The sequence below is a fragment of the Streptomyces sp. NBC_00386 genome, from assembly GCF_036063235.1.
Classification (GTDB): Bacteria; Actinomycetota; Actinomycetes; order Streptomycetales; family Streptomycetaceae; genus Streptomyces.
The window spans coordinates 1,805,351-1,828,355 of sequence record NZ_CP107950.1 but is presented as its reverse complement, the minus strand read 5'-3'; the positions used below and the strand labels follow the sequence as shown (position 1 = coordinate 1,828,355).

At 67.4% G+C, this 23,005-nt stretch carries 25 protein-coding genes and 1 pseudogene; 16 read left to right on the top strand and 10 right to left on the bottom strand.

Features of this window, described 5'->3' with window-relative positions; translation table 11 throughout:
- Window positions 1-402 precede the first annotated feature (402 nt).
- Window positions 403-741, top strand: a complete 339-nt coding sequence (locus OG780_RS08020; RefSeq protein WP_328446086.1) for a MerR family transcriptional regulator — start codon at window positions 403-405, stop codon at window positions 739-741.
- Window positions 742-804: 63 nt separating this feature from the next.
- On the opposite strand, the pseudogene OG780_RS08015 reads toward OG780_RS08020, so the two are convergent.
- Both OG780_RS08015 and OG780_RS08010 read right to left on the bottom strand, forming a co-directional pair.
- Window positions 805-1,071 (bottom strand): annotated as a pseudogene (locus tag OG780_RS08015) (PRC-barrel domain containing protein).
- Window positions 1,072-1,460: 389 nt separating this feature from the next.
- Window positions 1,461-1,631: a hydrophobic protein gene (locus OG780_RS08010; RefSeq protein WP_067385923.1), complete on the bottom strand. Its 171-nt coding sequence runs from the start codon at window positions 1,629-1,631 to the stop codon at window positions 1,461-1,463.
- Window positions 1,632-1,813: 182 nt separating this feature from the next.
- Here OG780_RS08010 and OG780_RS08005 point away from each other — a divergent pair, with 182 nt between their 5' ends.
- The gene (locus OG780_RS08005) at window positions 1,814-1,990 is read left to right on the top strand and encodes a CsbD family protein (protein WP_326784472.1); all 177 of its coding nucleotides are present in this window, start codon (window positions 1,814-1,816) and stop codon (window positions 1,988-1,990) included.
- 71 nt (window positions 1,991-2,061) lie between these two features.
- Here the strand turns inward: OG780_RS08005 and OG780_RS08000 are convergent, their stop codons facing one another.
- Together OG780_RS08000 and OG780_RS07995 are read right to left on the bottom strand one after the other, a co-directional pair.
- Window positions 2,062-2,502 (bottom strand): DUF2267 domain-containing protein, encoded by a 441-nt coding sequence (locus tag OG780_RS08000; RefSeq protein ID WP_328446081.1) that lies wholly within the window; start codon window positions 2,500-2,502, stop codon window positions 2,062-2,064.
- Window positions 2,503-2,681: 179 nt separating this feature from the next.
- Complete coding sequence (locus OG780_RS07995; protein WP_328446079.1) at window positions 2,682-3,113, bottom strand: Hsp20/alpha crystallin family protein; 432 nt, start codon at window positions 3,111-3,113, stop codon at window positions 2,682-2,684.
- A gap of 144 nt (window positions 3,114-3,257) precedes the next feature.
- Between OG780_RS07995 and OG780_RS07990 the strand changes: the two genes are divergently transcribed.
- The 3 genes from OG780_RS07990 to OG780_RS07980 all read left to right on the top strand — a co-directional run bounded on the left by OG780_RS07990 (window position 3,258) and on the right by OG780_RS07980 (window position 5,959).
- A complete protein-coding gene (locus OG780_RS07990; protein ID WP_328446077.1) occupies window positions 3,258-3,905 on the top strand; it encodes a type III effector protein in 648 nt (215 codons plus the stop codon).
- A 1,145-nt stretch (window positions 3,906-5,050) separates the two neighbouring features.
- Complete coding sequence (locus OG780_RS07985; protein ID WP_328457966.1) at window positions 5,051-5,446, top strand: helix-turn-helix transcriptional regulator; 396 nt, start codon at window positions 5,051-5,053, stop codon at window positions 5,444-5,446.
- A 69-nt stretch (window positions 5,447-5,515) separates the two neighbouring features.
- Window positions 5,516-5,959, top strand: a complete 444-nt coding sequence (locus OG780_RS07980; protein ID WP_328446075.1) for a VOC family protein — start codon at window positions 5,516-5,518, stop codon at window positions 5,957-5,959.
- Between the two features lie 24 nt (window positions 5,960-5,983).
- Here the strand turns inward: OG780_RS07980 and OG780_RS07975 are convergent, their stop codons facing one another.
- On the bottom strand, window positions 5,984-7,297 hold the full coding sequence (locus tag OG780_RS07975) for an IS701 family transposase (protein WP_443062124.1): 1,314 nt from the start codon (window positions 7,295-7,297) through the stop codon (window positions 5,984-5,986).
- Window positions 7,298-7,744: 447 nt separating this feature from the next.
- On the opposite strand from OG780_RS07975, the gene OG780_RS07970 reads away from it, so the two are divergent.
- The 4 genes from OG780_RS07970 (at window position 7,745) to OG780_RS07955 (ending at window position 10,589) form a co-directional block, all read left to right on the top strand.
- The gene (locus tag OG780_RS07970; RefSeq protein ID WP_326784468.1) at window positions 7,745-7,948 is read left to right on the top strand and encodes a cold-shock protein; all 204 of its coding nucleotides are present in this window, start codon (window positions 7,745-7,747) and stop codon (window positions 7,946-7,948) included.
- Window positions 7,949-8,289: 341 nt separating this feature from the next.
- The gene (locus OG780_RS07965; protein ID WP_328446071.1) at window positions 8,290-9,780 is read left to right on the top strand and encodes a DEAD/DEAH box helicase; all 1,491 of its coding nucleotides are present in this window, start codon (window positions 8,290-8,292) and stop codon (window positions 9,778-9,780) included.
- A gap of 45 nt (window positions 9,781-9,825) precedes the next feature.
- Complete coding sequence (locus OG780_RS07960) at window positions 9,826-10,230, top strand: CBS domain-containing protein (RefSeq protein WP_328446069.1); 405 nt, start codon at window positions 9,826-9,828, stop codon at window positions 10,228-10,230.
- Between the two features lie 50 nt (window positions 10,231-10,280).
- Window positions 10,281-10,589, top strand: coding sequence for an SCO5918 family protein (locus tag OG780_RS07955; RefSeq protein ID WP_326784465.1), 309 nt, complete (start codon window positions 10,281-10,283; stop codon window positions 10,587-10,589).
- A gap of 108 nt (window positions 10,590-10,697) precedes the next feature.
- On the opposite strand, the gene OG780_RS07950 is transcribed toward OG780_RS07955, so the two are convergent.
- Window positions 10,698-11,054 carry a hypothetical protein gene (locus OG780_RS07950; protein ID WP_328446067.1) on the bottom strand — a complete coding sequence of 119 codons (357 nt, stop codon included), beginning with the start codon at window positions 11,052-11,054 and terminating at the stop codon, window positions 10,698-10,700.
- A 298-nt stretch (window positions 11,055-11,352) separates the two neighbouring features.
- Between OG780_RS07950 and OG780_RS07945 the strand changes: the two genes are divergently transcribed.
- Window positions 11,353-11,652: a hypothetical protein gene (locus tag OG780_RS07945; RefSeq protein ID WP_328446060.1), complete on the top strand. Its 300-nt coding sequence runs from the start codon at window positions 11,353-11,355 to the stop codon at window positions 11,650-11,652.
- A 3-nt stretch (window positions 11,653-11,655) separates the two neighbouring features.
- Here OG780_RS07945 and OG780_RS07940 read toward each other — a convergent pair whose 3' ends face one another.
- On the bottom strand, window positions 11,656-12,216 hold the full coding sequence (locus OG780_RS07940) for a hypothetical protein (protein ID WP_328446059.1): 561 nt from the start codon (window positions 12,214-12,216) through the stop codon (window positions 11,656-11,658).
- Between the two features lie 226 nt (window positions 12,217-12,442).
- Here OG780_RS07940 and trhA point away from each other — a divergent pair, with 226 nt between their 5' ends.
- Window positions 12,443-13,264 carry a PAQR family membrane homeostasis protein TrhA gene (trhA, locus tag OG780_RS07935; protein ID WP_326784462.1) on the top strand — a complete coding sequence of 274 codons (822 nt, stop codon included), beginning with the start codon at window positions 12,443-12,445 and terminating at the stop codon, window positions 13,262-13,264.
- A gap of 166 nt (window positions 13,265-13,430) precedes the next feature.
- On the opposite strand, the gene OG780_RS07930 is transcribed toward trhA, so the two are convergent.
- Window positions 13,431-14,669 (bottom strand): PP2C family protein-serine/threonine phosphatase, encoded by a 1,239-nt coding sequence (locus OG780_RS07930; protein ID WP_328446056.1) that lies wholly within the window; start codon window positions 14,667-14,669, stop codon window positions 13,431-13,433.
- Window positions 14,670-15,874: 1,205 nt separating this feature from the next.
- On the opposite strand from OG780_RS07930, the gene OG780_RS07925 reads away from it, so the two are divergent.
- The gene (locus OG780_RS07925; RefSeq protein ID WP_326784461.1) at window positions 15,875-16,210 is read left to right on the top strand and encodes a helix-turn-helix domain-containing protein; all 336 of its coding nucleotides are present in this window, start codon (window positions 15,875-15,877) and stop codon (window positions 16,208-16,210) included.
- A gap of 467 nt (window positions 16,211-16,677) precedes the next feature.
- Here the strand turns inward: OG780_RS07925 and OG780_RS07920 are convergent, their stop codons facing one another.
- Entirely contained in the window at window positions 16,678-16,893 is a 216-nt protein-coding gene (locus OG780_RS07920; protein ID WP_328446051.1) for a hypothetical protein, read from the bottom strand.
- Between the two features lie 581 nt (window positions 16,894-17,474).
- On the opposite strand from OG780_RS07920, the gene OG780_RS07915 reads away from it, so the two are divergent.
- The 4 genes from OG780_RS07915 (at window position 17,475) to OG780_RS07900 (ending at window position 20,546) form a co-directional block, all read left to right on the top strand.
- Window positions 17,475-17,678 (top strand): cold-shock protein, encoded by a 204-nt coding sequence (locus OG780_RS07915; RefSeq protein ID WP_261709056.1) that lies wholly within the window; start codon window positions 17,475-17,477, stop codon window positions 17,676-17,678.
- A 437-nt stretch (window positions 17,679-18,115) separates the two neighbouring features.
- Entirely contained in the window at window positions 18,116-18,919 is an 804-nt protein-coding gene (locus tag OG780_RS07910) for an alpha/beta fold hydrolase (protein WP_328446047.1), read from the top strand.
- Window positions 18,916-20,196, top strand: a complete 1,281-nt coding sequence (locus OG780_RS07905) for a PP2C family protein-serine/threonine phosphatase (protein ID WP_328446045.1) — start codon at window positions 18,916-18,918, stop codon at window positions 20,194-20,196. The genes OG780_RS07910 and OG780_RS07905 overlap by 4 nt, the downstream gene beginning before the upstream one ends.
- Window positions 20,193-20,546 carry an STAS domain-containing protein gene (locus tag OG780_RS07900; protein WP_328446043.1) on the top strand — a complete coding sequence of 118 codons (354 nt, stop codon included), beginning with the start codon at window positions 20,193-20,195 and terminating at the stop codon, window positions 20,544-20,546. Before OG780_RS07905 ends, OG780_RS07900 begins: the two co-directional genes overlap by 4 nt.
- 824 nt (window positions 20,547-21,370) lie before the next feature.
- Here the strand turns inward: OG780_RS07900 and OG780_RS07895 are convergent.
- Complete coding sequence (locus OG780_RS07895) at window positions 21,371-22,975, bottom strand: phospholipase D family protein (RefSeq protein ID WP_328446041.1); 1,605 nt, start codon at window positions 22,973-22,975, stop codon at window positions 21,371-21,373.
- Window positions 22,976-23,005: the final 30 nt, after the last annotated feature.

The window sequence follows — 23,005 nt, the reverse complement described above, 5'->3', positions numbered from 1 at the left end:
TTCGGCAGTGGGGTTCTAAGCCAGAGCAGACGCAGGACGGGCGACGGGGCTGGCTGCCGGAGAGTGACGCTTCCTCAGGTCACCGAGCAGGTCGCATCACCAGCAGTACGCGGTAGAGCAGTACCGGCAGTGAGTTGATCCCAGAGGGAAAGAACGGAGGGGCCGAGCGCCATCAGGATCGCCCGGGCGGAATGGCTGAGCCCGGGTACCGCAGGACATCGATAGTGAGGTGGTCTCCGGTCGAGCAACCGCGATCCCCGCGTCCCCGACAGCAATCTTGGTCGGGTCTGCGGAAACAGTAGGTCGGCGCAGTATCAGGGCCGGCAGATGGTGTAGCAGTTCCTTCGGGGCCCTGGCGCGAATAGCGCCGGGGCCCCTCCACGCGTTCCATGAGAGGTGCAAGTGACAGCAGACGACTCGTTCGGCCGGCTCGATGACGACGACTACCCCGCCTACACCATGGGCCGGGCCGCCGCGTTGCTCGGCACCACCCAGGGCTTTCTCCGCGCCCTCGGCGAAGCCCGCCTCATCACCCCGCTGCGCTCAGCGGGCGGCCATCGACGCTACTCCCGCTACCAACTGCGCATCGCCGCCCGCGCCCGCGAACTCGTCGACAACGGCACCCCCATCGACGCCGCCTGCCGCATCATCATCCTCGAAGACCAACTCGAAGAAGCCCAGCGCATCAACGACGAACACCGCCGCGCCTCCCCGCCTGCGGATCCAACGGCCGCAGCCTGAGGAGCCTGGACCCCTGGACTTCCCGCGCCTGCCGCCCCCTTCGCATGCGCACGGGTGCTGACGTCAGATGCTGAGCTGGTTCTGGTAGTAGCTGCCGACTTGCTCGTGGTAGCCGACGTTGTCGAACTGGGGAGTCCTTGATCTCGTTTTGGGTGAGCGCGACGTAGACCTCCGCTTGTTGGTCGACTTGCTGAAGGTTCCGGCCGGCAGCAGAACGTGCTTGCCGAAGATCCACACGCCGGTGACGAGGTGGGAGGAGTCGATGTCGTCCGAGTGCTTGTCGACCTTGCCGACGTCACCGTCGGCGGCCTCGACCTTGTATCCGATCAGGTCGGTGCCCGCGGTCTAGCCGGTGGCCAGCTGGCAGCCCCAGATGTTGTCACTCATAAAGTACGGCTGCCTCATCAAAGAATGCTTTGCCACCCGCAGTTGAACTGCAGACTTGCCGAGATTGAGCGTCATTGGTGACGTTCCCTCAGAGATTCGGGTTCCCGGCTTCTTGCGCCTATTCATACGCCCTGCGGAAAGAGCGGACAGCCGGAGGCGTCGTGCTGGAGGGCCATGGTTCCTGACGTCACGGCCGCCTCCGGCCATGGCCTCTAGCTACCCCGAACCGGAAGAACTAGCCTTTTCATCCTTCGGTCACTGGGACAGGACATGGGTGGGGCCCGACGCCGAAGCGTCGGGCCCCACCCATGATGATGTGCTGATCAGGCCGTCTACCAGCGGTACCAGCGGCCGCGCTTGCCGCCGCTTGCTGTCGGGCGGATCACGAAGCCGAGGACCCACACGATCAGGACGATCACGGCGATCCACCAGAGCGCCTTCAGTGCGAAACCGGCACCGAAGAGGATCAGGGCGAGCAGTAGAACAAGAAGAATAGGAACCATAGTTATCAACCTCCGGACCGTCGTGTGCCCTGCGGATCGATCTCCATTCCTATGGATCTTATGTATTCCTTAGACGGTCCACGGCTGCGAAAGCGTGGCGGTCATCGAGCTGGTTTGAGGATGCGATCCGGGGTGACACGGAGGGCATACGTGAGTTCCGATTGAGGCAGGGGTGAGTGGTTGTGGCTGCGGACGAGAAGGCTCAGGCCAAGGGCGAGCAGGTCGAGGGCAAGGTCAAGAAGGTCGTCGGCGGTGCGGTGGGTAACGAGTCGCTGAAGGCTGAGGGGCGCGTCGAGGAGTCCAAGGGCGACCTGCGTGCGGCCAAGGAGAAGGCCAAGGACGCCGTCCGGCCCAAGTAGGCGCTCAGCACCCCTGATCCCGGCAGCCCGTTGGCTGCCGGGATCTTTGCTGCCGGTCCCGGGCTGGGGAGTCAGGAGGCCCGGACGAGCTGGGCACGTCCGAACAGCAGGGCGTAGCCGTCGGGGAGCTGTCCGATGATCCGGGTGGTCAGGTCGTCTCCGGCGAGGCGGGCGACGACGCCCAGGACTGATCCGACGTCCCAGCGGGTCGTCGCCGGCGTACCCCCGGTTCGCTCAGCGAGGTCCTTCACGAAGCCCCAGCCCGTCAGGGCCTCACCCGCAGGGATCTGCGAAGCGAAGGCGTGGGCGGCTTCCTGGGGGAGACGAGCGGCGAGTTCCGTCCGCTCGATGTCTGTCAGCTGGCGGCCGAGGCCTTCGAGGACGCGGCGTACGACGCATTCTGTCTGGGCGCGGGTGGGGTAGGCGCCTTCGTAGCGCACCTCCTCCAGCATGTGCTCGAAGGTGACGGTTGCCGTCGGGGCAGGGGGCGCGGGGGGAGAGAGAAGAGTCATGAGGCGTGTCGACTTTCCTTGCGTGACCGTCTTCCTGCGGTGGACCGGCTGTTCCGCGTGAACCGTGTTCTTCGCGGGGCCGGTTGTCCGGCGTGGAGTGGAGAGTCAGTGCCGCCGGGGCCCAGGCGGGATTGCAGGCAGACCGCCCGGGCCCCGGTGGATGGGGCACGTTCACCGGATCAGCTGTCGAGTTCCTTGCGGTTGCCGGTGCTGTTGACGCTGATCTTGCGGGGCTTGGCCCGCTCCGCGATCGGGATGCGCAGCGTCAGGACGCCGGCCTCGTAGTCGGCGGAGATGCGTTCGGTGTCGAGGGTGTCGGCCAGGACGAGCTGGCGGGAGAAGGCACCAAGAGGCCGTTCGGAGAGTTCCGTCTGGGCGCTCTCGGACCGCGGCAGGGGCCGGCGTTCCGCCTTCACGGTGAGCATGTTCCGCTCGACGTCGATGTCGAGGGCGTCGGGGTCGATACCCGGCAGGTCGAAGGCGATGACGTACTGGTCGCCGTCTCGGTAGGCGTCCATCGGCATCGCGGAAGGGCGGGACCATGTTCCCGGACCCATCAGGTGCTGGGCCAGCCGGTCGAGTTCACGGAACGGGTCGGTGCGCATCAACACGGGATACACCTCCAGATGAGTTCAGCAGTTGCTGTGCGCTTCACCTGACACCGTTGTAGCATGTCATCCGAACGACGACAACTCATGAGTCATCCGAACGACGACGCATCGAGTGGTGGGCCACAACCTGCGAAGGAGAAGACGATGAGTGACGACCCCGTCCCGGCACCGGCTTCCTTCGCGGCAACGGCCACCGCGCTGCAGGCCATCGCCCAGGCCATGCGGACTGCGCGAACCGAGGAGAACGCCTCCACCGACGATCCTGAGCAGGCCATAGCGGCCCTGCTGCTCCTGCGCGAGGTACGTGAACAACTGGCCGGCTGGGAGCCCGGGCTGATCGAGACGGCCCGGGAAGCCGGTGCCAGTTGGGCCGACCTGGCCCACCCCCTCGGCGTCTCCAGCCGCCAGGCCGCCGAGCGGCGCTACCTGCGTGTGCGTCCCGGTGAAGCGGGTGCCACCAAGGAACAGCGTGTGCAGGCCACCCGCGGCCGGCGCGCCGCGAACCGCTCCGTAGCTGCTTGGGCTCACGACCACGCCGCCGCGCTGCGCCAGCTCGCCGGGACCATTACTGCCTTGCCGGACCTTCCCGCCACCGCAACGGACGCGATCAGGTCCCTCCACACCGCACTTGGTGACAGTGACCCCTCCCAACTCCTCGGCCCTCTCTCCGATACAGGCCCCCACCTGCGGCCTGCTCATCCCGACCTCGCGGACCGCGTCACCGACATCGACCGCCACGCCCACGAGAGACGCGAGAGCGAGCAGCGTCAGCGCTCTTCGAGCGGGCAGTAACAGCCGTCGGGTGAAATGGACGTCGCGAAAGAATCCGTCCCGGTTGACGATCCACCCGACTCGACCCCTGCGACAAGATCTTCGGCCATCGCCGGTGCCGCAAGCAGGAGGCCTCATCGGGAGGGCAGCGGGGGGAGAGGTGCCGCGCGTCCCGGTGGCAGCCCTGCCCTCGCCGCGTGCCGGTGCTGATGTCCGCCCATCGCTCCTGAGCCCATCTGTGCGCCCGCCAGCTGAGTTGAGGCCTCTCGAGGAGCTGCCTCGGGTGCCAGCCACGGCCGGCCATGCCTTCCTCGTCCGCCCTCAATCACTGCACCCCCTCGTGCTGCGGGTGCGGCCACGGGGACGCGCCTGCACCGTTCGGGTGTGGTGGTTGAGGCTGCTTCCCGCAGCAGAGCGAGCCTGCGGCGTTCCTGAGCGCCGGGCCCGCCTCGACTCCCGTAGAGGCCGACAGGCCCGGTGCGTCCCTGGCGGGCAGCTTCGATACCCGGGTTTCATGCTTCCGGGTCCTGCCTGCGGGGGAGTGCTCGATGCGGCCGGTACGGGGGCCACGTCACGCGAGGCACACGGCCGCCGGCCGACTGGCGCCCGTCAGGCAGACGGCGAACGAACACCAAAGTTTCAGCCCGCTGTCAGCTGCCATGTCCGGGTGAAGCCGAGCTTTGAGCGCACGGCACTTCCGGAGGGCGCAGTTTGCCCGACACGATCCACGGTGGCGTCCCCTCACCGGATCGAACGCTCGACCACTGCTCCGGACGCGGCGATCAGCGCAGGTCCGCCCATGTTGGTGGCTGCTCTTGGCCGCTGTTCAATGCGATCCTGTGGACAGCCGCACACGCCAAATGCTCCAGCTGTAGATCGTGATCTTGATTTCTACTTCAGAGCTGTTCAGCGGTAAGGGTTGACCCGGGGACGATCCTGATGGCGACGTTGCCAGTTGGACCAGCCGAGTCGGCGGGCCAGATTGTCCACGGGGCGGACGGCGAACGCCGTGAACAGTCGTCAGACGTGGTGCCGGTGGCCGGCGCGAGGGATCGACCCGTTCGAGGCGGTCTGTGTGTCACCATCGAGGCGTGAGCACCACTCCGGCCTTGACGCACGATGCCCAGCTCTCGCAGTTGCGGCGGCTACGTCTCGCCAAGGACGCCATGGACCGTGATTGGGCCGAGCCCATAGACCTGGACATGGTCGCCGCGCACGCTGGGTACTCGCGCTACCACTTCGTCCGCGTCTTCCGGGCCGCGTACGGGCAGACACCCGGGCAGTATCTGAGCCACCGCCGCATCGAGCGCGCGGAGGAGCTGCTGCGCACTGCCGACCTGTCGGTCACCGAGATCTGCACGCTGGTCGGCTTCACCAGCCTGGGAACTTTCTCCTCCAGCTTCAAGAAGCACACCGGCCTCACGCCGAGTGAGTACCGTGCCCGGCACGTCGGGCAGGGGTCGGTGCTGATCCCCGGGTGCTATGCGCTGCTCTGGCACGGGAGTTTCAAGGGACTGCTGAAGCGCAGCGCCGAAGAGCGCAATTCTGGAGAAGCCGGGTGAGGCAGCGGTAACTACGGTGGGCTGCAGGGCATGGGGGAGCAGCGCCCCGTCGAGCACAGGGAGTCAGCCGTGATCAAGGGATTGTCCATCGCCAACGTCTGGGTCCTCGACCACGAGCGGGCCAAGGCGTTCTACACCGAGCAACTGGGGCTCGAGATTCGTACCGACATGACGATGGGCGAGGCGGGGATGCGCTGGCTCACCGTCGGCGCCAAGGACCAGCCGGATCTTGAGATCACACTGATGGTCCCAGGGCCACCTGCGCTCGATCCAGAGTCCGCCGAAGAGTTGAAGAAGCTGATCGCCAAGGGTGTGCTGGGGGCGGGTGTATTCGCCACCGACGACATCCATGCCGATTACCAGGCGATGAAGGCGCGCGGTGTGGAGTTTCTGCAGGCACCGCAGGAGCGGCCGTACGGGACTGAGGCCATCTTCCGCGATGATTCCGGCAACTGGTTCTCCTTCACCCAGCGTCGTGAGCAGCTCGATCTCGACAAGGACTGGAGCTGCTGATAGCTGAGCCGTAGACCGTGATCTTCACGTCTGTGATGCGGCTTGTCGCCGGTAATGACTGGCTCGTGATCGTGACTGGTGGCGGCGTCGCCAGGTGGACCAGCTGAGCCGGTGAGCGGGGCCGTGACCGGGGCGGACAGCAACAGTGATGAACAGGCGCTGGATCTCGTTACAGGTCAGCGGGAGCAGGTCATCCGGTCCCGGACGGCGGGTGTGTTCGTCGGCACGGACAACGGCGAGAAAGGCATGGGCGAGCATGGCGAGGGTGACCCATCGGAGCCAGGAGGGGTAGCGGCGGACCTGGTGCTCATCGAGCCCGGCCAGCCCTTTCTCGCTTTGGAAGGTCTCCTCCACCCGCCATCTGGAACCTGCGACCTTGACCAGGGTGGCCAGGGTGGCCAGGGTGGCCAGGGATGTCGGCGTGGTGCAGTGGCAGCGGTAGTAGGCGAGCACGCCGGTGGTGCGGTTGCGGCGGATCAACAGCTGGTGGTGGCCCGGTGCCGCTTCGGTAAGGTCGATGACGGCCCAGTCGTAGAACCGCTGCCCCTTCGCACCGCGTCCGGCCGAGAGCTTCTGCCAGGCCCGCCTGGGCACCTTCTTCACCAGGGCATCAGCACGGAACGTGCCCGCGCCGGTCGGCACTTCAGCCGAGCAGGCCACCGCGAGGACGTAGCCGATGCCGCGTTCCTCCAGCGCCGCCCGCGGTTTCGGATTGCCGCCGTAGACCTCGTCCCCCGTGACCCAGCCGATGCGGTGTCCGGCGTTCAGGAACCGTTCGATCATCACCCGGGCCAGTTCTGGCTTGGTCGCGAAAATGGTGTCCTCGCCAAGCCCCGCTGCCCGGCAGCGATCTGGGTCGCACGTCCACGAACGCGGGATGGACAGTTCTCGGTCCACCGCCGCGTGCCCCCGGGCGCCCGCGTAAACGAGGTAGACCGCGACCTGGGAGTTCTCGATCCTCCCGGCCGTACCGGTGTACTGGCGCTGGACACCGACAGTGTGCGTCCCCTTCTTCACGTCCCCGGTCTCGTCGACGACCAGCACCGCGGCGTCGTCGTGGAGGTGCTCGACCACGTATTCGCGCATGTCGTCACGGACGGCGTCGGCGTCCCAGGCTGCCCGGCACAGCAGGTGTTGCATGCCGTGCGGGCTGGCCTTTCCAGCCCACTCCGCGATCGTCCAGCAGTTCTTCCGCGGCAGGTCCGACAGCAGCCCGAGCACCAGCCGCCCGACCCGGCGCCGGGGTTCAACCCGCTTAAACCGGACCGCGATCCGCCCCAACAGGCCATCGAATGCCTCGCGCCAACGCGCGGGATCTATGTTGTGACCTGCGGCCACCGCCTCTTCGTAAGTCCACACAACTCACGATGATCAACGGAGGCCGCACCTGTCTCCACACCGGCCCAACCAGCAAGATCACGATCTACAGCTGGAGCAAAAGCGCCCCGACAACCCTGGTTGCGGCTGGCGACTCCGCTTTTCTGGAACGTTGCACTGCGAGTGGGTCAATATCTGTGCTCGTGAGGTGAGAGTTTGCCGGACCGTGTAGTGAGAGTTTTTGCCACAATGAGCGGAGTAGAATTACTTAACCGACGCGGGCCGTTGCGGCGTGCTACTGTCCATCTCAGTTGCAGTTGTGGTTCCCGAACTTCAAGTGCTCCCACCCGGCTTCTGTCGAGGAGAGCGCTTTTGTATTTCCGGTCATTTTCCGGCGGGGTAATCATCGCGGCGACACGGTGTTCGCACAGTGCGGACGCCGGTGTACTGCCCCAAAGGAGATATGACATGGCTGCTGGTACCGTGAAGTGGTTCAACGCGGACAAGGGTTTCGGCTTCATCGAGCAGGACGGTGGCGGCGCTGACGTGTTCGCCCACTTCTCGAACATTGCCGCCCAGGGCTTCCGTGAGCTTCAGGAAGGCCAGAAGGTGACCTTCGACATCGCGCAGGGCCAGAAGGGCCCGACGGCCGAGAACATCGTTCCGGCCTGACGCTGACGCGCACTTTGTAGCTGGGGCCCGCATCCCTCGGGGTGCGGGCCCCAGCTACACGCATTTTCCCGCAGTGGTTTCACCTGCGGGACGGCTCGGAGAAATCCGCGGTCTCACCACACGCGGCTCCTCCTCCAGGATGCAGGCGCATCCTGAAGAGCCACACCGCACCTCGGCGCCCGGGGCTTTACGTCCTCTCTGCGTCACCTATTTCAGCATTTACGCCCGCCGCGGATTTCCGTCGGCCGGATTTGCTTTGACATCGGTCCATACTTGTAATTCCGTGCTGCTCACCGCTTGCGGGAATTCCTTGATATGTGCCGCATCGAGGAAGGTTCCGCATGAACCGCACACGTACGAACGACCGCTCGCCCCGCGCCCGTAATGGCAGTGCCGACGCAGGAAGGGGCGGCAGCCGCTTCGGCTCGCCGGCACCGCGCCGTTCCGGCGGTCCTGCCCGTTCCGGAAGTTACGGCCGTCGGCCCGCCCCCGTGCAGGGTGAATTCGCGCTCCCCACGACGATCACCCCCGCGCTGCCCGCCGTGGAGAGCTTCGCCGATCTCTCCATGCCCGAGCAGCTGCTGGCCGAACTCGGCAGGCAGGGTGTGAGCGCGCCGTTCCCGATCCAGGGCGCGACACTGCCGAACTCCCTGGCGGGCCGTGACGTCCTGGGCCGCGGGCGCACCGGTTCCGGCAAGACCCTCGCTTTCGGTCTCGCTCTGCTGGCCCGTACCGCGGGACAGCGTGCTGAGCCCCGCCAGCCGCTGGGGCTGATCCTCGTACCGACGCGTGAGCTGGCGCAGCAGGTGACCGACGCGCTCACTCCGTATGCCCGGTCCGTCAGGCTGCGGCTGGCCACGGTGGTGGGCGGGATGTCGATCGGCAGGCAGGCCGGCGCGCTGCGAGGCGGGGCTGAGGTCGTGGTGGCGACTCCGGGGCGGCTCAAGGACCTCATCGACCGGGGCGACTGCCGGCTGAACCAGGTGGGCATCACGGTGCTGGACGAGGCCGACCAGATGGCCGACATGGGTTTCATGCCGCAGGTCACCGCGCTGCTCGACCAGGTGCGTCCGGAGGGGCAGCGGATGCTGTTCTCCGCCACCTTGGACCGCAACGTCGATCTGCTGGTGCGCCGCTATCTGACGGACCCCGTCGTGCATTCGGTCGACCCGTCGGCCGGTGCGGTCACGACGATGGAGCACCACGTCCTGCACGTCCACGGCGCCGACAAGCACGCTGCCACGACGGAGATCGCCGCCCGCGAGGGCCGGGTGATCATGTTCCTGGACACCAAGCATGCCGTCGACCGGCTGACCCAGGACCTCCTCAACAGTGGGGTTCGGGCCGCCGCGCTGCACGGCGGCAAGTCGCAGCCGCAGCGCACTCGCACGCTGGCGCAGTTCAAGACGGGGCACGTCAGTGTGCTGGTGGCGACCAATGTCGCGGCGCGCGGCATCCACGTCGACAACCTCGACCTCGTCGTGAACGTCGATCCGCCGACCGACCACAAGGACTACCTCCACCGCGGAGGCCGTACGGCCCGAGCCGGCGAGTCCGGCAGTGTCGTCACCCTGGTCACACCGAGCCAGCGTCGCGGCATGGTGCGCCTCATGTCGGACGCCGGAATCCGGCCGCAGACCACCCAGATCCGCTCGGGCGACGAGGCCCTGCACCGGATCACCGGCGCCCAGACCCCGTCCGGCATCCCGGTCGTCATCACCGCACCGGTGGCCGAACGCTCCAAGCGCAGCACCTCGCGAGGCCGGCGTCGCCCCTCTTCGACGACCCGGCGCGCGCCCGTACGCCAGACCGTCTTCGGCACGGCGGCCTAGAACCTTCGTGATCAGGAAGCTACCCATCTCTGCAGGAGGCACCTTGTGACGCTGGTTCAGATGCAGCCCCGCCCGGCGAGCGCCAACCTCGGGCACAAGACGGTGGCTGAGGTCATGGACGCGGCCGGACCGCAGGTCTGCGACGACATGAGTGTCGAGGTGGCGCTGTCGGTCATGGCCGCCGCGCGCACGGGTCGGCTGGTCGTATGTGACCAGGACGGCCAGCGCGCCGGCCTGGTCACCCGGACCGAACTCACCGCCGTCCGCGACAGCTCCGCCTACACGGACCGCGTCCGCCTGCGCGAGATCCTCGGCGACCACGGGTCGTTCACTACATCCGTGGCCACGACGGCCGAAGCCGAGCACGCGATGCGCTCCCGCCGGCTCGGTGCCCTGCCGGTGGTCGACGGGCAAGGCAGCGCTCTGGGCGTCCTCGCCCTCTCCCGCTGAACCGTCTCACCCTGGCCGGACCGTTCTCCCGCTTCTCTCTGTGAGGTCACATGCGCTGTGTCATCGCCCGCTTCCCCTTCGAGCTCACCAAGAGCGGCGTGCTGGAATCGATGAAGGGCATCAAGCCCGAACTGGGTACCGGCGAATCCGTGATCATCGGCCGCCGCCACTACCCCGTCAAGCAGGTCGGCCAGGTCATCACCCGCCAGGACCGACGTGATTTCAGCGCCGGCGAAGTCCTCCGGGCCATGACGCAGCTCGGCTTCACCTGCCGTACCCTCCCCGAGGCCGCACCCGTACGCATCCTCAGCCCGCTCCAGCACGCTTCCGCGATGCTCGGCACTCCCGTGTCCGTCTGACCGAGGGAAACAGGCACGAAGCCGACACCTGAACAGCAGTGTGGGCCCGGCCGGCATGCGCCGGCCGGGCCCACACTGCTTGCAACGGGTTCCCGTCGCAGTGGTTGCTCAGTGGTCGGAATAGCTGAAGTCGCCCACGGTCCAGGCGCCGACGTCGGCGATCGCCACGCGGTACATCCCGCCCGTCTCCGGGATCCCCACCGTGCCCTGCAGGATCCGGGCGACATGGAAGTGCAGATGCGTGGGCGGCCCGTTCTTCGCGGGGGTGTCGAAGACGGCTGAGAATTCTCCCAGGCGGGCGGAATCCGTCAGCACGTCCGACACCCTCTGCCGCCACACTGCTTCGGGAGCAAGTCGGCCGGTGATGACAGCACCACCGGTGACCACGGTCAGGGACATCTGGTTGCTCTGCCCGGACTCCACCAGGGCGGCGACGTCAACGAGCAGCTCGTCAGGCTTCGACATGGGTCGATTATATTTACTGGCCACCCTGAGGTTCCCCCGGTGTGCGGGAGGTGCTGACCGGACGGATCCGCCGCCAGCTGGGCAAAGGAGCCAGGGTGGTGGCCACGGGCAGTGCCTCGCAGGCAGGCAAAGCGGCTTCGACCGTGAGAAGACTCTCACGGCTCCGACCCTGGCAAAAAGGGATCAACGGCCGCCACGGCGGTCGAGTGGTCGACACTCACGGCCTGCCACTGATGGTGATGAAACCGAATTCCCTGCGGTGTTCACAGCTGGGCAACATCGAAGAACGGAGCAGATGGTGAACGAACAGACCGGGAAGTGGAGCTTCCTCACCAACCACGACCGTGTGCTGATCGTCATCGCCCGCGCCCTTGCCGCCCGCCTTCGCTACATCGCCGCGGCTTGCCACGTCACCGGGCGGACCGCCCAGAACATCGTCACGATCTTGAACAGGCCGGCTACCTGCGCCGGGAGCGCGCCGGACGGCGCACGCGCTACATCCTCTGCCTGGACGGCACCCTCCGCCATCCTGCAGACGCACACGTGCCCGTCCGGGCACTGCTGGAACTGTTCACCCATTGCGACAAGCAAGCGCTGAAGCTCAGACCTTGCTCCAGGCATCGAGGAATGCTTTGCGTCCTGTCGGATCGTCGGACCTGCGGTCTGCGTGCAGGACGCGCCAGGCGGTGAGTTCGAGGTCCCGGAGCCATAGTTCTCCGATGACCTGTGTCTTGAGGTCGGGAAAATGGTCGGACTCGGCGAGGGCCTGACCGATCACCTCCCCGGCTGCGACGCGCTGGGGCGGGGTCATCTCATCGACAGCCGACAGGATCTGTCGGGCCAGCACGATTCCTTCTCCCGCCAGGGAACGCAGTACCGCAGCCTTGATGTTGGCAGGCAGCAGGTACGCGGTGCCCGAAGACCTCCACAGCTCCGACCAGAAGCGTTCTCCTGCCTTGGTGGGGGCAGGCAGCGCGGCCAGCAGCCCCAGGAGGTGACCGGTGGCCGCATACCCATCGGAGTGGGCGGCCGCGACGACGGCGATGCCGGCGACGCGCTGCACATCGAGATCGCCGGCTTCCCGTTGCGGAACCAGACCCAGTTGGTGTTCCAACTGGTCGGCGAGGGGGCCGGACAGGTGGGGGCGGACCTCAGGAAGCATCGGCGATCCTTGCGCGCAGGGAGCGGAGATACCCGCTCGGGAGCTCTGATCGTTCCCATGAGCAGCTGATCTATTCCGCTTCGAGCCCAATGGGCGGCAGCAGCAACGGGCCGGAGTTCACACGGCGGCGAAGTGACCCAGTGACCCATTTCCGGCGACGCGGCCTGGCTGTTTCGAGACCGGCCTTGCAGAAAACTGTCTGGGCGAGGTCTTTTAGCATGGCTGCATGATCACCGGTGATGCCCAGGAGTCCGAGGGAGGACGAGAAGCCGTGTCGCACGACGCCGCTGAAGCCGAATACACGTACGCCGCCGCAGCGCGTGGAGAAGACCATGAAGACGGGCTGCCTTGCGGATCACAAGGTGGGGAGAGCGGGCACTCGGTTGCCGCGCTGGTGGAGCGGGCGGCCCATCTGGCCGAACCGATCAAGCCGAGGCTGCGTGGCTGGCTGCATGCCGGGATGGTCCCCGCCGCACTGATCGCGGGCATCGTGCTCATCTGTCTGGCCCGCACCCCGCAGGCAGCCGTGGCCTGCGCCGTGTACTCGGTCACCGCCTGGCTGCTGTTCGCAACGAGCGCCATCTACCACCGCGGCACCTGGGGGCCGCGCGGCGAGGCGGTCCTGCGGCGTCTCGACCACGCCAACATCTTCCTGATCATCGCCGGCACCTGCACGCCCCTTGCGGTGCTCCTTCTCCCGCCGGGCCAGCGGTCCGTGCTGCTGTGGATCGTGTGGGCGGGCGCACTGGTCGGCATCGCCTTCCGGGTCCTGTGGGTGGGAGCTCCGCGCTGGCTGTACACCCCGTGCTACCTGGCGCTGGGGTGGGCACCGGTGCGCTACCTGCCCGACTTCCTGCACGCCGGCGGAGCGGCCGTACTCACCCTGGTCGTGGCCGGCGGTCTTCTTTACAGCGCGGGCGCGGTTGTCTACGCCCTCCAGCGCCCCGATCCCTCACCGCGCTGGTTCGGCTTCCACGAGGTGTTCCACGCTCTGACCGTGGCGGCCTTCACGGCGCACTACATCGCCATCTCCCTGGCCGTCTACTGACCGCGACAACGTTTTGGCCAGGGCCGCTGGTCACGCACGTTGCCGCGTGCCGGGCCGCGACGGGCAGGGCGGCCGTCGAGGCATCGCGCCGCGCGCGAAAGCCGTCCGCTCCTCCGCACCGCGGTCCAAGGGCCGCCCGAAGCGGGGGAGCGGAACACTCCCAAGGTCATCGCCCGGGAGTGGTCCGCCCCGTTGGCGACGGGGCGGAGGCGTCGGCGAGGTTGGCGCCGGTGTCGGCGTCCCGATGGGAGTGGCCGATGCCGTGCCAGTCGAGGCACATGACGGTCGCGTCGTCCTGCAGGTGACCGTGGTTGGCCTCGACGACCGCGGCGATGAGAGTGCGGGCGGCCTCGCGGGGATGCAGCGCGCGGGTGCGGACGATCAGGTCCGGCAGATCAAGGCTGTTGGCGTTGCGCTCCAGCATGCCGTCGGTCAGCATCACCAGCCGGTCGCCCGGCCGCAGGTCCAGCAACTGGACCCGGTAGCTGTGCGGTGCGTGGAAGCCGAACGGCATATCGATCTTCGGAGTGATCTCCCGCACCTGCCCGTCCCGCATCCTCAGTGGCCAGGGGTGCCCGGCGTTGATGAACTCGGCGGTGCCGTCGAGCAGGCTGATGCGCAGGAGCTGCCCGGTGACGTAGCCGTGGCGGCCGTGCTCGCGCACGGCCTGATCGGCCTGATCGCCCTGTTCGGCGAGGCCGGCGCCGGCCCGCCGTGCCCGGCGCAGGGCGCCCACCAGGAGAGTTGCGAGCAGAGCGGCATCGACATCGTGGCCCATGGCGTCGGTGACGGAGAGCTGGACCGTGTCCCGGTCGATCACGTAGTCGAAGGTGTCACCCCCGACGTGATCGGCCGGCTCCAGTGCCCCGGCGACCGCGAACTGGGCCGCCTCACATGCCAGTGATGCCGGGAGCAGCCTGTGCTGGATCTCGGCGGCCAGGCTCAGCGGGGCGGTGCGGCGGCCCCACTGGTACACGTCGGTGAAGGACCGGTTCGCGATGACGATGTACGCCAGGGCGTGCGCGGTCTCGCTGACCTCTTGCATCACCTCCGCGTCAGGCGCGACGGGCAAGAACAGTTCCAGGAGCCCGATGGCGTCCCCGCGGTTGGTCACCGGGGCGACGAGCCGCACCAGACCGCCCTCGCCCTTGTCCTCCACACTCGGCCGCTGGGTGCGGATCACGTCGTCGTACAGGGTGCCCCGCAACGTGATGCGCCGCGCGGGCTCGTCGGTCTCGACGCTGCCCGCCGCCCCCAGCCGTACAACCGAGCCGCCGCTGAAGTCGGTGATCAGGAACGACACCGCCGCGGCTCCGAGTCGCTCTTTGAGCATGCGCGCGACCACGTCGAGCGACTCCACGGGCGCCGCGGCCTCCGCCGCCGCCAGCGTCCCCGCCAAGGTCATCGCCCCGCCCCGGCTGCCGTCGCTGTCAGGAAGACGAGTGGTCGGCCTGCCTTCTTCGCCAGGCCCGCATACGGTCACGGTGACTCCTCGCTCTTTACTGCCCGCCAGCGCAGTGCCCCCTGCCGAGTGGGCCGAGGGGGCGGCGCCAGGGCCCGGTGCCGGGCAGTGTCATTGCACCACAGAGCCCCTGAACGGATGCCAACGTCCGCCCCGGACTCGGCGGCCGTACGCCTTGTCCGTGCGACACACCAAGCCCGCATACCGAGGTCCTCGCCGGCCAGCGGGTGAGCGGGCGGTTGTGGTGTTGACGCTCTTCGTTGGGGTCCCAGGGTTTTTGGATCACGCGACGAACTCTTCTGCCCGCTACACATTGCCCCGGACCTTTCGCCCTCTCGCCCTGGCAGTGACGGGTGCCAGCCTCCGTCGCCGTCGAGGTCGCTTACCTCCCCGCCGAACGCACAAAAATCTATGCTGGCTGGAGTAGACATTGGGAGATCGTCTGGCTATGGTTTCTCTCGTAGCAGAGATCAGCAGGGCCTGGCAGACATGAACTGCCAGGCAGTGATAGAGGTAGTTGCAGCGTGCAGGGCGGTGCGGTGGTGGAGTTTCGGAGCCAGGGTTGTTGCAGGACGGCGACGGGGCTGACGACCGGACCGGGTGGCTCGCAGTGATCAGGGGCCGCCGTGAGCAGGACCGCAGTTGAAGTTGCAGTACCCGTTAGTGCAGTTAGCGGTATCCAGCAGTGAAGGTATGTGAGTGGTTCCTCGGTGAAGGCGTCGGCTGCGGGCGCGCGCACCGGGAGGTTCGGCAGTGGGGTTCTAAGCCAGAGCAGACGCAGGACGGGCGACGGGGCTGGCTGCCGAAGAGTGACGCTGTGACAGGTCACCGAGCAGGTCGCATCACCAGCAGTACGCGGTAGAGCAGTACCGGCAGTTAGTTGATCCCAGAGGGAAAGAACGGAGGGGCCGAGCGCCATCAGGATCGCCCGGGCGGAATGGCTGAGCCCGGGTACCGCAGGACATCGATAGTGAGGTGGTCTCCGGTCGAGCAACCGCGATCCCCGCGTCCCCGACAGCAATCTTGGTCGGGTCTGCGGAAACAGTAGGTCGGCGCAGTATCAGGGCCGGCAGATGGTGTAGCAGTTCCTTCGGGGCCCTGGCGCGAATAGCGCCGGGGCCCCTCCACGCGTTCCATGAGAGGTGCAAGTGACAGCAGACGACTCGTTCGGCCGGCTCGATGACGACGACTACCCCGCCTACACCATGGGCCGGGCCGCCGCGTTGCTCGGCACCACCCAGGGCTTCCTGCGCGCCCTCGGCGAAGCCCGCCTCATCACCCCGCTGCGCTCAGCGGGCGGCCATCGACGCTACTCCCGCTACCAACTGCGCATCGCCGCCCGCGCCCGCGAACTCGTCGACAACGGCACCCCCATCGACGCCGCCTGCCGCATCATCATCCTCGAAGACCAACTCGAAGAAGCCCAGCGCATCAACGCCGAACACCGCCGGACGGCCGGACCGTCCGGTCCGCCCGTGTCCTGAGACGGTGCGTCCAGGTTCCGGCGGACCCCGCACACACATGTCGGCGCGTGACGCGTGGGTCGTTCTGTCCGGCGGCAGGGCGTTCGGACGGGCGGCGTCTGCGTCGGCCCCGGCTATTCACCGGAATTGACGGGCTGACGCCCCGACAGTAGAAAGGTTCCGTTTACCTGCAAGGATGCGTTTGTTGAGGACGTATCGGGCAGAAGATCAAGCCATTATTCTGGTGACTGACCGTACAGGGTGGAACCGGCGGCCGGCCGTGCGGGCCGACAGCAAGGGACTGGTCGGACACGCCGGGGAGGCACCGCTGCGGCGGTGTGCGGACGGGGTCGGGCTGGCCGAGGCGTTGGCGAGGGTGTCGGTGGGCAGGCCCGGCCAGCGGAACCGGCCCGCGCTGCTGGTGCAGCTCGCGGTGTCGATCACGCTGGGGCGACGAACCTGCTGGAGGCCGAGCGGCTCCAGCTCCGTCACCGGCCGTTGTTCGGTCCGCCCGCCTCGGACTCCATCGCCCGCCGGACCCTGGCCGCACTCGACGAGACGACGCTGGGGCAGGTGGCGAAGGCCCGCCGTCGGGTGCAGCCCTCAAGGCGGCAGTTCGCGAAGCTGACCGCCTCGTCGCCCTCCACGACGTCGATCACCTCGCCGCCGCCGAGCCGGACACCATGCGCTTCCGGCTCTACCACCCGCCTGCCTGACGAAACCCGCCCGCGGCCGATGGCTGCGGATCGAGTCCACCTGGCCCTGGGCCACCGCGTTCACCACCGCCCGGACCCGCCTCTCCATCTCCCGGCTGCCACCTGGCGGCGCCAAAATACCGCCCCGACGAAGACCAGGAAGGAGGACGACCAGTAGCGCCCCGGGCCCGTGGAAGCCGGCGCACCCGCAGCGTCACGCGAAGGCCCGCCTCGAAGGCCAGAGATCATTACGGGCGCACCTCGATCGGGCCGAGTTCACGCCACTCGTGAAGAATCGAGGTCAGCTGCGGACTAATAGCTACGACAGCGAGGTGAGGGTTTAACGCCCCGTGCCGAGAGTGTTTTTACCGCAGCGAGCAGAATGGAATTCTGTAACACACGCAGGCCAGTATGGCATGCTACTGTCGATCTCAGTTGCAGTCTTGGTTCCCAAACTTCAAGCGCCTCCAACGGTACTTTCAGCCGGTGGAAGCGTTTTTGTATTTCCGGTCATTCCGGGAGGGTGTCATCGCGGCGACCCGGTATCCGCACATTACGGGTCCCGGCGTACTGCCCAAAGGAGATATGACATGGCGTCTGGCACCGTGAAGTGGTTCAACGCGGCGAAGGGTTTCGGATTCATCGAACAGGACGGCGGAGGCGCCGACGTGTTCGCCCACTTCTCGAACATCGCCTCCCAGGGCTTCCGTGAATTGCTCGAAGGTCAGAAGGTCACCTTCGACATCGCGCCGAGCCAGAAGGGCCCGACGGCTGAGAACATCGTTCCCGTCTGACGCCGACGCGCACTCTGCAGCGGGGGCCCGCACCTTTCGGGGTGCGCGCACCCCGCTGCGGGCATTTACCGTAGTGCCCGCGTCCTTGGATAATGCCTGCGGGCGATGGGTCCCCAAAGCTGCACCCGTCTGAAGCCCTGGATTTCGCGTCCATATGATGCCACTTTTTTCATCGCCTGCATATGTACCAGATTCACTGCAGGCCAGATTTTCTTTCGCATTCCATTCGGCCCGTTCTTGTTGTTCCCGCACTGTTCTTGCGCTGCGGGAATTCCTTGATACGCGCCTATCAAGGAAGGTTCGGAATGAATCCTGCACCTACGGACGACCACTCCTCTCGCAGCCGGACCGGCGCCCCCGCTATTGGCTCCGGTGCAGGTTCGGGCCGGGGCAGTCGCTTCGGCTCGCTCGCCCCGAGTAATGGGAAACTGATGAGCATGGATATTCGTCGCAGGAACAACGTCACCGTCACCGGCCGTGTGGACGGGCCGGTGCTCCTGCTGGCGCACGGGTTCGGCTGTGACCAGAACATGTGGCGTCTGGTGGTCCCCGCGCTGGCCGTGGACTTCCGGGTGGTGCTGTTCGACTACGTGGGCTCCGGCCGGTCGGACCCTTCGGCCTGGAGCGAGCGTCGCTACAGTTCGTTGGAGGGCTATGCCCTTGATGTGCTGGAGGTCTGCGAGGAGCTGGACCTGCGGGACGTGATCTTCGTGGGGCATTCGGTCAGTGCCATGGTCGGGGTACTCGCGGCGGCGAAGGCGCCGCAGTGGTTCTCCCACCTGGTGATGGTGGCTCCCTCGCCCCGCTACATCGACGAGGACGGATATCGGGGCGGGTTCAGCGCGGACGACATCGATGAGCTGCTGGAGTCACTGGAGTCGAACTATCTGGGCTGGTCCGCCGCCATGGCCCCGGTGATCATGGGCAACGCGGACCGGCCGGAACTGGGCCAGGAGCTGACCGCCTCGTTCTGCGCGACCGACCCGGACATGGCCCGGGTCTTCGCCCGCGCGACGTTCCTGTCCGACAGCCGCGCCGACCTCAAGACGGTCGCGGTGCCGACGCTGGTGCTGGAGTGCAGTCAGGACGTGATCGCCCCGCGCGAGGTCGGCGCCTACGTCAATCAGGCGATCCCCGGCAGCCGTCTGGTCACGCTGGAGGCGACGGGGCACTGCCCGCAGCTGAGCGCACCGCAGGCCACCGCTCAAGCGATTACCGACTTCATCGGTGCTGCCGGATGATGTGCCGCACCGGCCATGACCCGGGTGAGGAGCCGGACGTGGGTGCCACGGACGCGGCGTTCATCTCGCTGCTGGAGGACAGTGCCGAGGAGCTGTACGAGCAGGCGCCGTGCGGCTACCTGTCGACACTGATGGACGGCACCATCGCGAAGATCAACACCACGTTGCTTGACTGGCTCGGCCTGTCCGGGACCGAGGTGGTGGGCCGGATGCGGTTCGCCGATCTGCTCACGGTCGGCGGGAAGATCTACCACGAGACGCACTTCGCCCCGTTGTTGCAGATGAAGGGCGAGGTCAGCGGCATCGCCCTGGACATCAAAGCCGCCGGGAAGCAGCGGATGCCGGTGCTGGTCACATCGAAGGTGAAGACCAGCGACGACGGCGAGCCGCTGCTGATCCGCACCACCGTCTTCGACGCCCGCGACCGTCGCGCCTATGAGACCGAGCTGCTGCGCGGCCGCCAGGCGGCGGAGGAAGCACGCCGGCAGGCGGAGGTCGACCGCGAACGGCTTCAGGAAGCCCTCGCCGTCCTCCAGCAGAACCTGCTGCCCGCCGAGCTGCCCAAGGTGCCGGGCCTGGAAGCCGCCTCCTACTACCACACCGCCTCCCCGGACCTGCTCGGCGGAGACTTCTACGACCTGTTCCCCCTCGACACGGACCGGTGGGCGTTCTTCCTCGGCGACGTCTGCGGCAAAGGCCCCCAGGCTGCCGCGGTCACCTCACTGACCCGTTACACGCTGCGGGCCGCCGCCCTGCACGACCCCGACCCCGTCACCGTCCTGAGCACCCTGAACACGGTGCTGCACGAGCGGTACACCAGCGGCGACACCCGCTACTGCACCGCCATATTCGGCGTCCTCAACCCCGCCGACGACCACGTCAGCGTGCACCTGGCCTCCGGCGGCCACCCCTCCGCACTGATCCAGCACGCGGATGGCACCGTGGACTATCTGCCCACCCCCGGCGGCATGCTCGTCGGCGTCCTGCCCGGCGCACAGTTCGAAACCGCGCGCGCCCAGCTCTTTCCCGGCGACACCCTGCTGCTCTACACCGACGGCCTGACCGAGGCCCGCACCGGGCCCGATCGCGAGCTGTACGGCGAGGACGCCCTGCGCGCCTTCACCACCGCCCAGCCCGCTGCGGGACCGCAGGCCCTGATCACCGCCCTGACCGGGCTCCTCACCGGGTTCGGTGACGGACTCGACGACGACACCGCGCTGCTCGCCCTCGGCGTGCCCGCTCCGCTGCCCACCCCCGCGAGTGAAGACCTGAGATGAGCCCGCTGACGATCACCTCCCGAGACACCGCCACCGGTCCCGTACTGGAGATCACCGGTGACCTCGACTACGAGAGCGCCCCAGATCTCCGCAAGACCCTCGACAGTCTCACCCTGACCGGCGGGCAACTGCTGATCCTGGATCTGGCCGGCCTGGAATTCTGCGACTCCAGCGGCATCACCACTCTGTTGGCCGCCCGCAACCTGGCCACCGAACTGGGCGGCGGCATGGCCCTGGCTGCGGTCCCCGCCAACACCGCCCGCATCCTGTCCATCATCGGTCTCGACCGGGTCTTCACCATCCACCCAGACACATCAACAGCCACCAACCCCAGTTCCACAGCCCGTTGATCAACAGGACCGCGCCGCCAGGGACTGAATCGCGCCCGTAAAAATGGAGCAACCCCGATCACCGCCCATTGCGGAGACCTCTCCGCTCCCCTGGGCACAGGCAAAGGAGCCCCATGCGCCCCGAGGGTTCCCACCAAGACGTGAACCCTCCGAGTCCGTATTGTCATTCTCGAGACAGTCTGTGGGATGCCACGGCGCGAGGACACTTCCGAACACACCGGCTACGCCTGTCCGAGCCGCCTGTCGACTGACCGGCTGCATGACCCCCTTCCGCCGCAGCCGGAAAGTAATGACCGACCGGTGCTTCCGCGCATCTGTCGCTTCCTTCTGCCTTTGGGGTGCGGAGTTGCCGTAGACACCAGTCGAGCAGAAACCGACCCGTCGCGGACGGGACGCTCGTTTGACACTCCGGACGAATGGAAGCGGCTCCTCGGTGCCCATAAACTATGTCTGACCTGCTGGTTCTCGCAGGGTGGGCTTCGGCGATATCTTCCCGATGACCTCATCATGTGGAGTGTGTTGCCACACCGGCCTCCCGAGGCGGCTGCTGACTCCCGTGCCAGACCTCGATACCCCAGGGACCGGAACCGGGGACCGTGCTGCCGTGCTGTGGCTCAGGCGTCGATGGCACGACGCCTGACCGCGGAATCCACCCCGAGCTGGCGCGGCACCTGAACCAACCCCAACCAGGCAATCCGGGATGAAACAACAGGAGAAAGCGTCCTCTCAACTACCTTTCACCTGCCGAGTTCGAACGGCAGTACCAGCAAGAACGTGGACTTGCCCTCGCGGCATTGGGGTCACCTCACCCGTCCGGGACACCGTCAGTAGGCACCGTGCCGACGCAGGGAGCGCGGTCGGCCGTCGGGATCGGCGATGACCCGGTAGAGCGGGTCGGTCAGGGCGCGCGTGATGCGGGACAGGCGCGGCGGGTGGTAGGTGCGCAGCCGTCCCGACGGTCGCGGACCGTGGCGGCCGTCGTCGTGCCACGCGTCCAGAGCGGCGGCCGAGTCGGCGTAGGCCGCAAAGGCGTGGCCCGGTTCGCAGAGTGCAGCCGCTTCCCCGTCCCCGTCGCGGTCAAGGTGTTCGAGATTCAACGACAACCGCAGCTCGCGCGCGAAGACGCGGGCGCCGTCACCCAGGCCGCCGGGGTCCATCGGTTCACGGGAGTCACGGGTCTCGTCGAGGACAGCGCAGCTGAGTTCCGAATCGTGCGTCCAGGAGCGCCGGTTGACGTTGTCGGACCCGACCGAGGCCCAGGCATCGTCGATGACACAGACCTTGGCATGGACGTACACGGGTGTCCCGGCGTGATTCTCCAGGCTGTAGACGGCCACCCGGTCGCCGCCGGCCCGTCGCAGGACTTCCAGGGCGCGGATCCGGCCCAGCAGGTTCATCGGTGTGCTGATCCGCCCCTCCTGGTCCGGCAGTGGCGGCAGGACGGCGATCATCCGCAGTCCCGGATGATCCGCGAGAGCCTGGGCGAATGGCTGGACGGCACTCTCCGACCACAAGTACTGGTCCTCTAGGTAGATCAGCCGGCGTGCCCGCCGCAGGGACTTCGTGTAGGCGCGGGCGATGCTGCGTTCACCGTCGGGAGCGAACGGATAGCCCCTGAGGCGGTTCGGGTAGGTGCGCAGGATCTGGACCGTGTGGGAACCGCGCGGGCCCGGGTCGGGTTGCTGCACCGGGAGCGGATCCGCCCGCGTGTCCTCGTCCCGGAGTGCCGCCCGCAGCCGGCTGCGCGGGCTGCGGCTGAGCGGAGCCGGGTCCGTCCACCGCTCACGGAACGTGGCCTCGACATCGCCGACGGCGGGCCCGCGCACCGCCAGCTGGATGTCGTGCCAGGGCGGACGGGAACCGTAGGCGTCGGCGATGGGTTGCGCCAGCGGGTCACCCTGATGAGCGGCGTCGTCCCGACGGCTGTGGCACAGATCGATCCCGCCGACGAAGGCGACGTCCCGCTCGGGCCGACCCGGGTGGCGCAGTACCACGAACTTTTGATGGTGCGAGCCGCCCGGCCGCACCCGCATGTCGAGCAGGCACTCGCCTCCCGCCTCCTCGATCTCCTCCCCCAGGTGGTAGTTCTCCTGTTCGCTGAACTGGAACCGATCCAGGTGCGAGCGCCACACCAGCCCCTTGACGACGACACCGCGGCGTGCGGCGTCGCACAACACATCGCCGATAGCGCTCTCCGGACCGTCCAGCAGCTCGTCAGGGTCACCCCGCCAGTCCGTGAACATCAACATGTCGCCGGCCCGCTGCGCCCGCACGGCCGCGAGCAGCTCGGCGAAGTACACCGCCCCGTGCACCAGGGGGCGGACGTCGTTGCCCGTGGACCACGCCGCACCGTCGGCATGACGGCGGTCCACCCGCGACGCCGGATTCCCCCGCTGAGCCGAGGTGAGCAGCCAGTCGGCGCGTTCCACGTGACAGTCCTTCCAGTCAACGGCCCTTCC

Coding starts and splice junctions, on each gene's coding strand:
- OG780_RS08010 (WP_067385923.1), bottom strand. CDS start 1,631: ATGGTTCCTATTCTTCTTGTTCTACTGCTCGCCCTGATCCTCTTCGGT.
- OG780_RS08000 (WP_328446081.1), bottom strand. CDS start 2,502: ATGACTCTTCTCTCTCCCCCCGCGCCCCCTGCCCCGACGGCAACCGTC.
- OG780_RS07990 (WP_328446077.1), top strand. CDS start 3,258: ATGAGTGACGACCCCGTCCCGGCACCGGCTTCCTTCGCGGCAACGGCC.
- OG780_RS07985 (WP_328457966.1), top strand. CDS start 5,051: ATGGACCGTGATTGGGCCGAGCCCATAGACCTGGACATGGTCGCCGCG.
- OG780_RS07970 (WP_326784468.1), top strand. CDS start 7,745: ATGGCTGCTGGTACCGTGAAGTGGTTCAACGCGGACAAGGGTTTCGGC.
- OG780_RS07965 (WP_328446071.1), top strand. CDS start 8,290: ATGAACCGCACACGTACGAACGACCGCTCGCCCCGCGCCCGTAATGGC.
- OG780_RS07955 (WP_326784465.1), top strand. CDS start 10,281: ATGCGCTGTGTCATCGCCCGCTTCCCCTTCGAGCTCACCAAGAGCGGC.
- OG780_RS07950 (WP_328446067.1), bottom strand. CDS start 11,054: ATGTCGAAGCCTGACGAGCTGCTCGTTGACGTCGCCGCCCTGGTGGAG.
- OG780_RS07940 (WP_328446059.1), bottom strand. CDS start 12,216: ATGCTTCCTGAGGTCCGCCCCCACCTGTCCGGCCCCCTCGCCGACCAG.
- trhA (WP_326784462.1), top strand. CDS start 12,443: ATGATCACCGGTGATGCCCAGGAGTCCGAGGGAGGACGAGAAGCCGTG.
- OG780_RS07930 (WP_328446056.1), bottom strand. CDS start 14,669: ATGACCTTGGCGGGGACGCTGGCGGCGGCGGAGGCCGCGGCGCCCGTG.
- OG780_RS07915 (WP_261709056.1), top strand. CDS start 17,475: ATGGCGTCTGGCACCGTGAAGTGGTTCAACGCGGCGAAGGGTTTCGGA.
- OG780_RS07910 (WP_328446047.1), top strand. CDS start 18,116: ATGGATATTCGTCGCAGGAACAACGTCACCGTCACCGGCCGTGTGGAC.
- OG780_RS07905 (WP_328446045.1), top strand. CDS start 18,916: ATGATGTGCCGCACCGGCCATGACCCGGGTGAGGAGCCGGACGTGGGT.
- OG780_RS07900 (WP_328446043.1), top strand. CDS start 20,193: ATGAGCCCGCTGACGATCACCTCCCGAGACACCGCCACCGGTCCCGTA.